This window comes from Paenibacillus guangzhouensis (assembly GCF_009363075.1).
GTDB lineage: Bacteria > Bacillota > Bacilli > Paenibacillales > Paenibacillaceae > Paenibacillus_K > Paenibacillus_K guangzhouensis.
Map to the genome: position 1 here is coordinate 1,880,785 of NZ_CP045293.1, position 14,804 is coordinate 1,895,588.

The following is a 14,804-nucleotide window of genomic DNA, read 5'->3' on the forward strand; positions in this document are numbered from 1 at the left end:
CATTCTCGAAGAAAAAAAGGAAAGGACTTATGCTCGTGAGAAGCATAAGCCCTTTCCAAATAAAACTCGATTACTTGATTGTATACGGCAGCTTAAATGTCCATAACTCCGTGCCGTTAGCTGGAGTGGTGCTGTCGATTCCAAAGTCGTTGTCATTGATTATAACCAATGTATTGCCGTTTACGAGCGACACGCCTTCGATTTTCTCATACGGGAATTTGAACTCAACCGCATCCAACACCGTGCGTTTCGATACAGGCAATATTGCCTGAGCTTTCAGATCTTGTTGACTCATTTGCTCAAGTGTTTGGCCAGCCAGCGAGGCATCATCATACTTGCCGAGTACGTTCGTTGCATCCGATAAGTCAACTTCGAAGATACGCTTCAATTGTGCTTTATCGCCGGAGAATTTGTCTCGTTCGTCGATTAGTAACGTGTTCTCATTGATGGCTACCATGTCGGACAGAACGATATCTCCTTGTGCCAGGCCAGTGTATGGTGAGGCATCCTCCAATACGTAGACATATTCTGCTACGGGATGTAGTGTCGCTAGATCGAACTTGATGATACGTACTTGACGGGAGTTGTCCATCGCTTTGTCTGGATTACGCAAGGCATTCTGCATCGCCATGAACATGTATTTTCCGTCCGGCGTGATGCCTACGGACTCTGCACCACGATTTTGGCGAAGTTTGTTATACACTGCTGGGAGCTTCTTGCGTGCTGGGACGAGCGGTGTCTGTACTTGAGCAGCCCAGCCTTGTGGCACGATGCGTTCAATGATCGTTCCGTCTCGCTTGACGTGAACGATTGACGGGCCGTATTCATCAGAGATCCAGAACGTATCGTCTTTCGAATTATAAGCGATCCCTTCGATATCCAGACCGTACGGATCATATTTGAGTTTTTTCTCAGCTTTTGCATCGTATGGCACTTCATCGCGTCCATCAATATTCGGCAAGCCGGAAATCGTTGATTTGCCTGTCACAGGATTCACGCCGTTCAGCTTCAGCGGGAATTCCTCAAGAATCTTGATTTCACCATTTTCGATTTTAATTTTATAAATGGTAGGTACATAGTCTTGTAACGGAAACGTACGGCGAGATTTCCCATCGACCTCAATCTGTCCGTTAGGTCCACGATCCGCAGTGGAATAGAACACATTCTCCGGGTCGCCAGGGATATGCGTCAATGAGGAGCCGACGCCCATTTTGATGCCGTCTGCCAAGTTACGCGCTTTTAGTTCATACTTTCCAGTCAAGACGGGCTTGTCCGATAATGCGACACGGCTGCGGAACTCGTCCCAATCAACATATTTGCCTGACACTTCACTTAATGCACGAATCGGTAGATAGAGTTTACTGTCGAGGTTAACCGCTGGCGTTGATGGTATAATCGTCTGACCATTGTTGGAGTACTTGATTGTATCGTTCGTCGAATCCTCCAGATCTGCTGCGCTTGCAATGCTCGTATTCGCAAGTATCAGTACGGCTGCTGCTGTCATCATCCATTTTTTATTCATGCGTATGTATTCTCCCTTATTCATTTTATAATTTGATCATAAGAGAGTAGTATTTGCGTCATGTAAAAATTGTGGATTTTTATTATTAAATATTTGTAAACAAACAAGCAACAGCCAGATACCGATAATTGTGTTACAATACGAAAAAAGTTACTTCGTAAAGGAGAACATACGATGTCAGCTGAAGAAGTCGTACGTGAGTTTTTTGAAAAAGTTCGTTCGGGACAAGAACCGGATGCGGCACACCGTTTGATGGCGGAGCGCGTTCTGGCGCATCAGCTCACATCGGAAAATGAGGTAACCGTCGAGCGGTCACCAGCCAATTATGCGGATCATGTTCGTGAAATGTTAGATGCCTACGGACCATTCCATCTATCGATCGAGGCGTTCATCGCACAAGCGGATCGCGTATATGTACGATGGAGGCAATCCGGTATTCATATCGGTGAAGTAGACGGTTATGCGCCCACACATCAACCCGTCATCGAGATTGCAAGCGCCGTCTACCGTGTTGAGCATGAGAAGATCGTAGAATATTGGATACAAATTGATCGCGAAGGCATTCGGATTCAAATGGAGCGCAACAAGTCACCATTATGAACGAATACGTGAAAAGGCACCCCATCGGGTGCCTTTTTAATTGAACATGATCATATCTATTGAAGCTACGGTCTAAATGTTCTTCATGAGGATATCCTGAACCATCTGTTGCTGATTCTCCCAATCATACTCGGTGTTATCGATGATATAGGATTGAAACGGAAGCTGCTCAATGATTTGCAATTCTAGCTCGCGTCGATCTTCAAGGAACTTCAAGTATCCTTCGTATCCGTGAAGTCCCCTATTCTTTCCGTATTCTTGTTCTGTATGATACCAAATCACAAAATCTAACCATTCTTGTGATCTCTTTGTTTTAACTTGATCAATTGTCTCGCGGACATTGCTTTGCTTCAAGTAGAACAATATAGGGTTTAACTGCTGAATTTGCTCCGCAATCTGTAATACATGCTGAATGAATCGATCAGCTCCTGCATCATGTCGGGCGAGCAATGCGCAACCAGGGTTCTGGAAAAAACAGCATTCAAAGACGACTTTGGATTCTTGGTCACGCTGCTGATGCGCAAAAGACTTCCATCGCTCGACGATCAACTCGCAATGCTGGTTTACAGATATCCCATCGTAGATTTCATAATGCTGAAGCTCCTCATATAAACTGGGCGGAATTTGATGAAGAGCAGATTGCTGCGCAAGAGCATAGGGGATAAGCGCATCGTTGCCTCTCATAGTTACGAATGGATCAATGAGATGACACACATCAGGGTATTTAGATCTGATCTTATTCAGCTCTTGGTACGGCATACAGGCAACCGACTCATAGTCCGCAGGGTGACGCAAGTCCCCTTCTAAGAATAGTTCGGATGCGATATTTTGGCTTGCGTAGAAGTTATGGATAAATCCGGCTAGCGTCGATTTTCCTGAACCAGGGATTCCTTCAACGATTATTAATTTCGATTTCGTAGATCGTAAGTGTGTCACTGTATCACTCCATAGGCAAGGATAAGGAAATTATAAACATGATTGATACCAGCAGGCAACACCTTTGGGATTGATCTGTATATGTTTATGGTGAAACAATCCACATTTTTGTAGCGTATTGCAGTGAATACTCAATATCAAAGTATTTTTCTAGCAGATTTGGCGATAGACTCAATTCTCCATTTTGCATATAGACGCCTTCGAAATCTTGTAATGGCGTTTCTTGTCCGTTGACAATAGCCTTATTGCCACCCGCTACTAATTCTAACGTCGTGCCCCTATAAGTAAATATCAGTTTAGCATTCTGTTGATCCCATGAATATTCCGCTCCTAATCCTTTACTAACTTCATCTACCGACATTAATGGGCCATATTTTTCCGATTTTTCGTGTTTAATAATTCTGCTTGTAAAGCGATGCAATTTTCCATCGATCACGACCGGTTTGGGCTCAACCTTACGGTGTAATGGGTATTCCATTTGATCAATAATAACGGATTGAATATCGTCTATATTTATAATCTCCTTAAATCTGAAATAAAAGCGGTATATCCCTTCATGATCTGCAGTCAGGATAGAACTTGAAGATTTGAATGGATTAACCAATTGATTCTTTGTTTTAATCGTACCGTTTGCCATTCTGAAAAATATTTCAGGCGGTAAGGCTCCTTCTATACCGTTCCAGCCTCTCGAATCGACAACCATACTGATACTGTTGATGCTCATACGCTCTAAAGTATATTTCTTCCCGTTCGCCTCGGCTTCCTGTTTCATTTGAAAATCAAACGTTGGAATATTACTATTCATTGGGACTGTAATAAATAGTTCCGGCGATTTCGCTTTATTCAAGTATAACCTCATAGGCTCTTGTTTGGGATTATCGATCGAATGCACTTCAAAAGCAAAATACCTTTTGTTAAATGAATTACTTCCCTCCAAGGTCGTATGTTCATAGCCATTCGTTTTCGTTTCGGACCCCGGCGTTGTCTCTAATTTCATATTACTCTCAAATAAAAACATCGAATTTGTTTCTAGCTCATTTATGGCTTCCGTTGTTAAACCTTCGACAGAGAATACGATGATCGCCTCGTGCGGATCTGCCAGCACTTGTTCCAGCGTCACCTTATATTCTTCATTTTGCATGTTTGTATTTGGCTTCTGTATCTCTTTTTGTAATATTTTCGTATCTCCCACAAAAAACTCTTTCAGTAAATCAATATGACTCGTAGCGAAAACCGACCCTGCGCCCAATGTTAAAATAGCCGTTGTAACGATTGCAAATTTGGTTAATCTATATCTCATGTACATTCTCTTTTCTTGTGGTTTAGTATTCAATCGTTGATTAACTCTGCGCTTAATATCGTTAGAGGTTATTCCTGTGAGATTCAGGGTTTCTTCATAGATCATATGATCAATCGTACGAGCTTTGGATTCAGCTTTGACAAAAAACTTGTTTAGCTTAATTTTCATATTCGTACCCCTTTTCGATCAGATTCATCTTTAAATTCTTCCGTCCTCTGAACAGCTTTATTTTGATGGAAGAAACGGTCATTTTCATATCTTTGGCAATATTGCCTACCTTCTCATCGCCAAAATAATAACGTTTAAAAATTTCTCTTTCAGGTTCCTCCATGCTGTCTATCGCTGTAAAAAGAAGTGCCGCTCTCTCTTTTTGTTCTATTTCTTCAACAAAATCGACTTCTGAAAATAGCATTTCATATTCATTGATGCTTAAATCGGAATTCAGCCCTCTGAGTTTATTTTTTGAGGTATTCCGAGCAATCGCACCCAGATACCCCTTAATGCTGTGGCGACGTTCATCTAACTTATCCGAATGATTCCACAGGGATATAAATACATCGGAAATCACTTCTTCCATATCTTCTTTTGACATCATGTTCCCAATCAGGTTATACACGATCGTGGCGACATAGCCGGTATAGATGGTTATGGCTTCATCGAGAGCGCCTCTTTTCTTCCTCTTTAAACTGATTAGAAGTTTACGTTCATTCATCTTCCTCAATCCGTCCTTGTGTATTGTGTTGATACATGTTTTTCATAATGCATTATGTATTCACCGTAACCGTTACATAACCAAATACACAAATAAACCCAAATGGTTACACTTTTAACTAGAAAAAAAGCGCAGATGACCGGCGATCATGCCGATACCTGCGACTTCCTAGCGCGTTTTATTTAATTGTTCACGCAACATCGTCAGGCTCTCAGCAACGGTATGATGGGCCGTGTCGATGACAAGGTGGTCTCGGTCCCAGACGTCGTAATCTCGAGATATAACCTTCTCCCATGTGGGTAGAACAAAGTTGGGAATATCGGAGGTACGTGTCTCGATCCGATACCTGTGTTCGCGTTCATCGGAGCAAATCACTTCGATTTCTACATAAGGTAAATCGAGGGATTCCGCCACTTCGCGCCAGCCTTGGCGCGTCACATGAATGGGGTTGACCGTGTCTGCAATCACGTCGAGACCCAGCCGAAGATTCTGCGACGCAAGCTCGTAACACACGATGTATCCTGCTGGTCCATCCACCCAAGTGCCGGCTACTCGCATCGCTTGCTCCACAACGTCGACCCGAAGATACGTCGCCCTTAACTCTTGGGCCAGAGCAGCTGATAACGTAGACTTCCCGGTACCCGGTAACCCGCTAAAGATATATAGCATAAAATTCGCCTCCTTCACACAATAAAACCTACACCCTCTCATCCTAAGTTATCATATAACGAATGCGTTGAATCGCACAAAATTGTCCATTAAGTAAATAAAAGGCTGCCGATTTTACCGGCAGCCTTTCGTTTGGTTACTATATCGTTCTTGTTACTTCAAGTATTTGCCCGTGATCGATTGCTCCACTTGGATAATCTGCGAAGGTTTGCCTTCGAATACCACCTGGCCGCCTTTGCTGCCACCGTCCGGGCCCATATCGATAATCCAGTCCGCTTGGCTGATGACTTCGAGATTGTGTTCGATGACGATGACCGTGTTGCCCGCATCCACGAGACGGTTCATAATCTGCATCAGATGACCGATGTCCGACATATGGAGTCCTGTCGTCGGCTCGTCCATCACGTAGATACTGCCCTCTTTGTGCAGTTCGCTGGCCAGCTTGATGCGCTGGCATTCCCCGCCGGATAGTGTGCTGAGCGGTTGCCCTAGGGTAATATAGTTCAGGCCCACATCGCTCATCGCCTGCAGCTTCCGCACGACTTCTTTCAGCTTGAAGAACTCCAATGCCTGCTCCACGGTCATCTCCAGCACTTCGGCAATAGATTTGCCGTTCAGCTTGTACTCGAGCACCTCTTCCTTGAATCGTTTCCCGCCGCAGACTTCGCACGGCATCTTCACGCTCTCGAAGAAGGAGAGGTCTGTATACACGACACCGAGACCTTGGCAGTTCTCGCAAGCTCCTTTAGAGTTGAAGCTGAATAGACCTTGGTTCACTTTATTCGCGGAAGCAAATGCTTTGCGCACATCGTCCATGATGCCCGTGTAGGTCGCGGGATTCGAGCGTGTGGATACGCCTACGGCCGATTGGTCGATGACGATCGCATCCGCATGCTGGCTGAGGAATACGTCGTTGATCAATGTACTTTTGCCGGAGCCTGCTACACCGGTTACGACGGTCAGCACGCCGGTCGGAATATCTACACTTACGTTCTGAAGATTATGCAATGTTGCATCCTTGATATGCAGCTTGCCCAACGGCTTCCTGCTATCCTGCTTCAAATAGAGCTGCCGCTTCATATGATTGCCCGTCAGCGTATCGGCTGCCAGCAGCCCTTCATAATCGCCTTCGAATACGATCGTACCGCCACGACTGCCGGCGTAAGGACCGACATCCACGATATGGTCCGCCACTTTGATGACATCAGGGTCATGCTCGACGACGATAACGGTATTGCCTTTATCTCGCAATTTTACCAGTAATTCGTTCAACCGATGAACATCGCGAGGGTGCAGACCAACGCTAGGCTCGTCGAAAATGTAGGTGACATCTACCAGGCTGCCGCTCAGATGCTTCACCATCTTCACGCGCTGCGATTCGCCGCCGGACAAGGTATCCGTCTCGCGATCCAATGTAAGATAATCCAGTCCGATATCTACCAGATGCTGCAATCGTTCTTTAAGCGACTTGATGATCGGCGCGGCAACAGGATCGTTGATCTCTTGAACGACCTGAATGAGCTCGCCGACTTCCATCGAGGACATCTCCGCAATATTGCGTCCATTGATTTTGCAGTTGAGCGCGGCTTGATTGAGCCTTGCACCGTGACAGCTGGTACAAGGACCTTCCGTTATGAACGGCGCAACCGCTTTTTGTGTGCGCTCGGACATCGTCTTGACATCCCGTTTGATGTACTTATTCGTAAATTTCTCAATGAAACCTTCCACGGTAATATTGATGGTCTTCCCGCCGAACTGTACCTGGATCTTCTTCGCTTTGCCGTACAGCAGTTCGTCCAGCTCTTCTTTGGGGAAATCGCTCAGTTTCTTATCGAGATCATAGGAGCCCGATTGCACGATATTCGTCCATTCGAAGCTATTCACCGCATAGTCCGGCAGCATGATCGCTCCTTCATTGAGCGATTTGGACATATCTAGCGCCTTGCGCATGTCGACGCCTAGTCTGCGGCCGATGCCGTTGCACTCGGGACACATCCCATGCGGGTCATTGAACGAGAACTTGCTAGCATGCCCAACATGTGGCTGACCCATGCGAGAGAAGAGCAGGCGAAGAATAGGAGAAATATCGGTAATCGTGCCCATCGTCGAATGCGAACCGCCGCCTAATCGCTTCTGGTCGACAATGACTGCCATGCTCAGGTTCTCGATTGCGTCCGCGTCTGGTTGCGGATAGCTCGGCAGGAACGTGCGCACGAACATGCTGAAGTTCTCGTTCAGCAGACGGCTAGATTCAGCGGCAATCGTATCGAAGACGATCGATGACTTGCCGGATCCGGATACCCCGGTGAAGATCGTAATCTTCCGCTTAGGAATGCGCAGCGATACGTTCTTAAGATTGTTCTCCCGCGCAGCCGAGATGACGATATATTCTTGATTCATGTCGCTCATACTCTAACATCCTTCCGATCGTGTAAATTTCGATGCATTCCCGAATCAACATAGACCGGCTGCACATGACATGCAGCCGGTCTATGTTGACTCAAGCAGCGTATAGTGCTCTATCCATGATAACAGCGATCTAGGATAGCGCGCAAAGGATCCAAGCGCGGGGGTTACGCCAACGCCTGTTCAAATCCTTTGAACCAATTGCTCCAGCCATACTTCGCACCTGCAAGAGCTTGCTCGTTGGAGATGCCGGACTGTTCGAGATGAAGATTCACCTTGCCGTCCTCTAAAGTCTGCAGCGTCCAAGTGACCGTATGCTTCTCTCCGCTCTCCCACGTATAAGATAACCGGTTAGGTTCTTCTACGACCAGCACTTCACCTTCAATAATGCCATTCCACCATTCGCTCGGCTGCGTGCGGAACTGAAAACGATGACCAACGACAGGTTTGAAATCATTTTCCATCGGCACACCGGTCTGATTGTTGACGACCCATTTCGCCAGCTTATTGGAATCGGTTAAAGCCGACCACACCTTCTCGATCGACGACGCATATTGAAAATCTAATGTTAATGTATTGCTCATTCTTCTTCCTCCTCTAATAGAAATTGGTTCAAGCGCATCATATTCGCAAGCCAGAATTTGCTGTAGTGACCCACCCAATCTTGGACTTCTTTGAGGGGCTCGGCATTTAGCCTGAATCGCGTCTCTCTGCCGACTTTACGGTCAAGCACCAACCCGGCTTCTTTCAGGATGGTCAAATGCTTGGATACCGCTGTTCGGCCCATCTGGAACTGTGACGTTAACTCATGAAGCGGCAGCTCCTCTGACGCTGATAACAATTGAATCAATCGACGTCTCGTTGGATCTGCAATCGCATCAAATACATCCCGCATCGGACTGTTCTCGCTCACAACACCCTCTCCAATATACTAATTTCTGTCGTGCTACCGTTAACAGGACACCTTTTAGTGTCGAGTTGATTATATGACACCATATAGTGTCGTGTCAAGTCATCGTTTCACGCCTTGCAGCGTCTCCATCATGGTGTAAAAATATTTACTGTCGCCCGTATTGAAGTAGTTGAACCAAGCTTCTAACGTTTCATGGTGAAATAGATCCAGTCGTGCAATTACCTCACGCGCGAATAGAAGTCCGCCGGCAGCACTGGTCGTAATAAGATTGCGGTCTGTAACGATCTTCTCATCTTTATAACAGGCAGCACCTTTATATGCGGGACAGAACATCGACAGATATTCCAGACTGTTACTTGTATGTAGACGATTATCCAACAAACCCGAATTAGCAAGTGCGGTGGTCGCTCCACATATTGCTGCAACAATGCCGCCAGCTTCCAGCAGTTGTTTTGCCTTTTCAACAATGGCTGCATGTTCTGGTTCGATCCAATGGTCTGCCCCTGGCAAGAGTAATATCGCGGATGTTTCATGCGACATCTCATCGACCGTCAGATCCGGCAGGATCTTCATGCCGCCTTTTGTCGTGATCGGATGTTTGGAAGCCCCCACTGTTTTGACCGGAATGCGGCTCCCTTGATTTTTGAAATATTGACCTGAGTTGAGTTCTGCAATTACAAAGCCTAGTTCCCAATCTGCCATCGAATCTAACACATAAGCATAAGCGTATTTCATGTAATCCTCCTTGATGATCTATGTAATTTCTCAGATGAACTCCCTTTCTATAACGAAGTGTAAACGTCTAATATTGACAACAGTATGTCAGTGATCTCTCGAACGTCGACAACTTATTATGCAAAAAAGGCAGCCACACGAAAATCGGCTACCTTCAGAGTCTTTATAGAATTTGAACAAACGCATTTAGTTGCACCGTTTGTTACGTCGCAATGACATGCTGCAAATCTCCACTGTATTCGAGAAAATCTACCCGCTCCACTTGATACAAATCGTAGATCTTTTCTGCAGGGTTAATCGATTGATAAACCTCATGGTTAGTTTCATTGGCTAATTTGACGTACGATAGTTTTTCTACGGCTTTCTTCGATCGAATATTTTGTTTGCGAATCTTCATGTATACCGTTTCGATCTGATGTTCAAGGAACAGTTCAGCAAGAAAGGATTCCTTCGCCCGTTGATTATATCCTTGTCCGAAATACGGAGCCCCAATCCAAGTAGCCAAGAAGCCAGTATGTTCGATAATGTGATATAAATCGATGGTACCAATGGGATGACCCATCTCGTCCAGAATCGTTCGAGAGATGCACGTCTTCTGTTCTTCTTCATCAATCACTTGTTTTGTGATAAATATGAATTCTTCAACCGACTGGCATTTATGACGAACATATGGATATACGACTGGATCTTGCATGAAGTTATACAGTGAATGGCAATCGTGTACATCACGTTTTTTTAACATTTGATCAATCACCTAGTCCTTTTAATTCGCATCATCAAACAATTTAAGTATATAAAAGGACTTCGGGATTTGTATGAACGCTATATTTTCTTTGTGTAAAATTCAACACTTTTTTATCGCAACCCTACGATTGTTGTACCTACTTCATATCTATGACTTCATCGCCATACAAATCTGAAGAAACGACATTTAATGCCAGGTCAACCTCTAACCAATCGATTGTATTACTGCCGCCAACCCCTGGATTCCATACTTGAAACTGTTGTTTCCCATCATGCTCTCCTGTAAATTCGATATGCGTCGTATCTTCCACATATCCATCTTGTTGAAGCTTGTCTTTAGCGAATACTTTAGCCATTTCTAGTGCCTTTTTCTGATCGTTTGATAACTCTTTCACTGTATTCGTGGATTCAGATGTATCCGTATCCTGTTCCAGACAAAAATCCTCCAATATTTCACATGTGATCTGCCTGGTAACCGGATTTACATGATACCATTCCATGACTTCTGTCGTTGCACTACTTGCCTGACGAAGAATGTAACTCCCTTCTTCATCCACACCATCATAACCAAGATACGATACACGAAGCGACTCCGCACTTAGTTTTGATTCAACCAGATGGATTGCGTCTTCTTTGCTCATGGAAGCGGGGCTTCGTGCTGGATTTTTAGATGAATTACTTGGTGGAGTGCTTGATTCGCTAACACTCGCTTGTTGGGTAACATCTTGAACGTTATGATTCAAGCATCCAGATAAGATGACTAGACTAAGTAGGATAATGATGAATTTCATAGAGTACCTCGCTGTAATAGTTCTATCAATCTATTCCCTATCATATTCTTCCTCCACCTCTCCAGCTATAGAATGAATATACCATATATTCTCAATAGTGGATGAAAGAATTCCCCCTGTTCGATTGATCTTTCTTTCATACGAAAAGACGATTTGTTAACGGTGCTAACAACCGCTCACAAATCGCCTATCTCTATGCTTCAACGTTCATCAAGTATGAATAATTATCGCATAAGCGCCATCGTACCAGCGAGGCATTCAAGATCACAATTGGTTAGCGCGACAGGACCTTCAGTTGGCTCGATATCGTTCCAAGGTGAATCGCTTCATGAATCAGAGCGAAGTTGAACAATTCGCCAGCGGTGTTGAATTGGAACGGTCCCAACGAGTACGGCGTTGAAGTCTCCTTGCTCATCATTTCAGAAGTAAATTCAGATAGACGCGCGAGCTGCGCAGTTAACATTTCAACCAACTCTTCCTTTGATGGCGGAGCAAACGTCCAATCCAAAGGCTTCGTTCCTGAGTTAAACAGCGTATCATACGAACTCGGTATGGCCGATGGCGTGCCGAAGCTTAAGGTAGAATACGTATCCATCCAATAGATCATATGACCGACATTCCAACGGATGGTATTGTTGAACCCTTCGGCTTGCCTGTCGAACAATTCCTCAGGGATCGCGTGCACCTGCTGCAATACCACTTGTCGTACGATTTTTGCTGTGTTAATAATCATTTCAGACATTTGATTTCCTCCTTTGTCATGTGAAGCCCTTTGATATGTTCCCAGTATAGGTCTCCTGGAATTTTCTATCAATGCAGTAGGAATTACCGGAACGTTAAGTATGAGTTAACGATCATGATTGACTACAAGAGACATTGGAGTGACAATATGGATTGATCATGCATTCAACGATGAAATTGAAAGCAGGTGTGAATTTTGGAGTTTAAACAACTACAGTATTTTATGGCGATTTGTGAGGAGCTTCACTTCACGAGAGCAGCCGAAAAAATGGGAGTCAGCGCACCCAACATCAGCCAGCAGATAAGGAGATTGGAAGAAGAATTAGGGGTTCTATTGTTCGATCGTATTGGGAAGACAATTGTCCTTACAGAAGCGGGAGCGATTCTTCATGAACACGGAGATGCGGTGTTCAGGCATCTGCAGCAAGCGAGCGATGCCATCGCTGATCTCAAGCAGATGCAAGGCGGATCGCTATCCATCGGTGTCTTGCCCGGTGACGCAGATCTCATGTTTAATGCCTTGCTATTGGACTTCCATCAGACCTATCCCACCATCTCGCTGTCCCTTCTGGAAACCATGAGAGTAACCGAGCAAGTACTGGACCGAAGCATTGATGTCGGCGTAACGATCGGACCTGTGATCGATGATCGTCTCACGTCTATTCCCCTGTTTCACGAGGAATTCTCATTGGCAGTAAGTATGGATGATCCCCTTGCGACGGAGAAATTCATTCCCTTGAACAGGCTGCATGCCTTGAAGATGGTCATGTTCCCACCCGAGCATCAATGCCGCAAGCTGATCGACCGTTTTTGCATGGACAATGGGTTTACGCTACAGCCGCATATGGTAACGTCTACGTTGTCCTCCCTCCTCCAGATGGTACAGAAAGGCGTTGGAGCCTGCGTTCTACCGCAATTGCTACTGGATAATCTTCACAATGCAGGGATCAAAATTGTGCGTTTGAAGCATCCTACGCCTTCGCAAGACATTTGTCTTATCTACCGGAGCGATAGATATGTCGGATACGCCATGCGTATGTTCATCAAGACGTTGAGGGCCTACATCGATAATGCAATCAATCATGCGAAGTCTTCAAAGATTGGGTAGTAAGAACCCTCATTGAAATGATTTACATATATTTTTAAGTCACATCTCGTTTTCATGAAACATTCGTAATATTTGCAAGGACATACAATAATTAGCCACTTACCTCATAGAATGAATGGTGCATAACACCATTTGGAGAGGTGAATTTGGTTGAAGAAGTTGTTTGTTACCGGTATTCTTTTTACCTTGCTGTTGATGATCTTTTTTCCAACATCTAGTCATGCAGAGTCCGCCAAGCTGAACAGCAAGTATGCGGAATACGCCCAATTCATCGTCATTGATAAGTCAACGAACAAGTTGACGTACTACGAAAAGGGGGAAGTCATCAAAACCTTCGCTGTAGCAACAGGCAAAAAGTCAACGTACACGCCCGAAGGACTGTTCCGAATTCACGAAAAAATCAAAAACAGGCCTTACTACAAAGAGAAGATTAAAGGCGGTGACCCGAAGAACCCTCTCGGAGACCGATGGCTAGGCCTGGAAGTGAAAAAAAATGGTCACACGTCGTATGCGTATGGCATACATGGCAATAACAATGAGTCCTCTATTGGCAAATACGTATCTGCAGGATGTATCAGAATGCATAACAAAGATGTCCGTTGGCTGTATGACAAGATCAAAGTCAATACGATGGTTCTCATTCAGAAATAATACTTATCTTAAGAAAATAGACTGACTTTCATGTCGAAAAGCCGATATTCCTCCGGAGGAACATCGGCTTCTTTTCTGTTATTTACTGAATGTTTCCCGGGTCAATTGCAAAAAGGAATCAATCGCTGGCGTGATCCACTTCTCTTCATGCCAAAACATTTGAGTTGCAAAGGATGTGGCGGTCAAGTCCCACGCCAACGGAACCAGTTCTCCCCGATTCATTTCTGCGGTCACAGCCATTTCAGGCAAAATAGCGATCCCCATTCCGATTTTTGCGCATTGTTTAATAGCTTCAGCGCTATTGAACTCCAATTCAGTTATTCTCCGCATGCCCTTCTGTAAGAGACTACGCTCGAAGAACTTGCGATAGGAGCAGCCTTGCTCTGTCAATAAAAAGGTCTCACCGTTAAAATCTTCAATGGACACCGCTGTACGAGCAGCCAAAGGATGATCAGGCGCTGCTAATACATAAAAAGGTTCAGCCAACAATTTTTCTCCGCGAAATCCTGGCTCCCCCTTGATCTCATCCAGCATAAATATAATGTCCGCGTCCCCATTCCGTAAACTCTGTTTGAGACTCGGATAAGTGAGCGGTCGAAATAGCATCCGAATCCCAGGATAACGTAAGCGGAAGCAGCGTAGTAAAGTCGGTAGCCGGTATGTGCACAACGTTTCATCTGCACTTATGACCACCGTCCCTGACACCTCACCGGATTGCTTAACGACATGCTGTGCTTCTTCAAGCTCACGTAAAATGTTGTCTACATAGCGCAGAAAACTTCTTCCCGGCTCGGTCAGAATCACTTTTTTACCCAATCTGTCTACCAGCTTGACACCCAGTTCTTCCTCCAATGATTTCATCTGCATCGTGACCGTTGATGGGACATAGTTCTGCACTTCTGCAGTGCGGCTGAAATTGAGTGTAGAAGCAAGCGTATGAAAAGTCTTAAGCTGCCGAAAATCCATATATCATCCC

Annotated in this window: 16 protein-coding genes; 3 read left to right on the forward strand and 13 right to left on the reverse strand. The window is 44.9% G+C overall.

Features of this window, described 5'->3' with window-relative positions; genetic code table 11:
• Positions 1-70 precede the first annotated feature (70 nt).
• Positions 71-1,522, reverse strand: a complete 1,452-nt coding sequence (locus GCU39_RS08535) for an esterase-like activity of phytase family protein (protein ID WP_152393123.1) — start codon at positions 1,520-1,522, stop codon at positions 71-73.
• Positions 1,523-1,696: 174 nt separating this feature from the next.
• On the opposite strand from GCU39_RS08535, the gene GCU39_RS08540 reads away from it, so the two are divergent.
• A complete protein-coding gene (locus tag GCU39_RS08540) occupies positions 1,697-2,122 on the forward strand; it encodes an ester cyclase (protein WP_152393124.1) in 426 nt (141 codons plus the stop codon).
• 72 nt (positions 2,123-2,194) lie between these two features.
• Here GCU39_RS08540 and GCU39_RS08545 read toward each other — a convergent pair whose 3' ends face one another.
• The 11 genes from GCU39_RS08545 to GCU39_RS08595 all read right to left on the reverse strand — a co-directional run bounded on the left by GCU39_RS08545 (position 2,195) and on the right by GCU39_RS08595 (position 12,070).
• Positions 2,195-3,058 carry a P-loop NTPase family protein gene (locus GCU39_RS08545; RefSeq protein WP_152393125.1) on the reverse strand — a complete coding sequence of 288 codons (864 nt, stop codon included), beginning with the start codon at positions 3,056-3,058 and terminating at the stop codon, positions 2,195-2,197.
• Positions 3,059-3,143: 85 nt separating this feature from the next.
• On the reverse strand, positions 3,144-4,526 hold the full coding sequence (locus tag GCU39_RS08550) for a stalk domain-containing protein (protein ID WP_152393126.1): 1,383 nt from the start codon (positions 4,524-4,526) through the stop codon (positions 3,144-3,146).
• Positions 4,516-5,070: a sigma-70 family RNA polymerase sigma factor gene (locus tag GCU39_RS08555; RefSeq protein ID WP_152393127.1), complete on the reverse strand. Its 555-nt coding sequence runs from the start codon at positions 5,068-5,070 to the stop codon at positions 4,516-4,518. The genes GCU39_RS08550 and GCU39_RS08555 overlap by 11 nt, the downstream gene beginning before the upstream one ends.
• 168 nt (positions 5,071-5,238) lie before the next feature.
• On the reverse strand, positions 5,239-5,739 hold the full coding sequence (locus tag GCU39_RS08560) for a P-loop nucleotide/nucleoside kinase family protein (RefSeq protein ID WP_152393128.1): 501 nt from the start codon (positions 5,737-5,739) through the stop codon (positions 5,239-5,241).
• 153 nt (positions 5,740-5,892) lie between these two features.
• A complete protein-coding gene (locus GCU39_RS08565; protein ID WP_152393129.1) occupies positions 5,893-8,148 on the reverse strand; it encodes an ATP-binding cassette domain-containing protein in 2,256 nt (751 codons plus the stop codon).
• Positions 8,149-8,312: 164 nt separating this feature from the next.
• Entirely contained in the window at positions 8,313-8,729 is a 417-nt protein-coding gene (locus GCU39_RS08570; RefSeq protein WP_152393130.1) for an SRPBCC family protein, read from the reverse strand.
• On the reverse strand, positions 8,726-9,058 hold the full coding sequence (locus GCU39_RS08575) for an ArsR/SmtB family transcription factor (RefSeq protein WP_152393131.1): 333 nt from the start codon (positions 9,056-9,058) through the stop codon (positions 8,726-8,728). Before GCU39_RS08575 ends, GCU39_RS08570 begins: the two co-directional genes overlap by 4 nt.
• 99 nt (positions 9,059-9,157) lie before the next feature.
• Positions 9,158-9,793, reverse strand: a complete 636-nt coding sequence (locus GCU39_RS08580; protein WP_152393132.1) for a DJ-1/PfpI family protein — start codon at positions 9,791-9,793, stop codon at positions 9,158-9,160.
• A 202-nt stretch (positions 9,794-9,995) separates the two neighbouring features.
• On the reverse strand, positions 9,996-10,535 hold the full coding sequence (locus GCU39_RS08585) for a GNAT family N-acetyltransferase (RefSeq protein WP_152393133.1): 540 nt from the start codon (positions 10,533-10,535) through the stop codon (positions 9,996-9,998).
• Between the two features lie 139 nt (positions 10,536-10,674).
• Positions 10,675-11,328 carry a hypothetical protein gene (locus GCU39_RS08590; RefSeq protein ID WP_152393134.1) on the reverse strand — a complete coding sequence of 218 codons (654 nt, stop codon included), beginning with the start codon at positions 11,326-11,328 and terminating at the stop codon, positions 10,675-10,677.
• A 274-nt stretch (positions 11,329-11,602) separates the two neighbouring features.
• Complete coding sequence (locus GCU39_RS08595) at positions 11,603-12,070, reverse strand: DinB family protein (RefSeq protein ID WP_152393135.1); 468 nt, start codon at positions 12,068-12,070, stop codon at positions 11,603-11,605.
• 195 nt (positions 12,071-12,265) lie between these two features.
• On the opposite strand from GCU39_RS08595, the gene GCU39_RS08600 reads away from it, so the two are divergent.
• Both GCU39_RS08600 and GCU39_RS08605 read left to right on the forward strand, forming a co-directional pair.
• Positions 12,266-13,177 carry a LysR family transcriptional regulator gene (locus tag GCU39_RS08600; protein WP_152393136.1) on the forward strand — a complete coding sequence of 304 codons (912 nt, stop codon included), beginning with the start codon at positions 12,266-12,268 and terminating at the stop codon, positions 13,175-13,177.
• Between the two features lie 150 nt (positions 13,178-13,327).
• The gene (locus tag GCU39_RS08605; protein WP_152393137.1) at positions 13,328-13,828 is read left to right on the forward strand and encodes a L,D-transpeptidase; all 501 of its coding nucleotides are present in this window, start codon (positions 13,328-13,330) and stop codon (positions 13,826-13,828) included.
• 78 nt (positions 13,829-13,906) lie between these two features.
• Here GCU39_RS08605 and GCU39_RS08610 read toward each other — a convergent pair whose 3' ends face one another.
• Positions 13,907-14,794, reverse strand: a complete 888-nt coding sequence (locus GCU39_RS08610; RefSeq protein ID WP_152393138.1) for a LysR family transcriptional regulator — start codon at positions 14,792-14,794, stop codon at positions 13,907-13,909.
• Positions 14,795-14,804 lie beyond the last annotated feature (10 nt).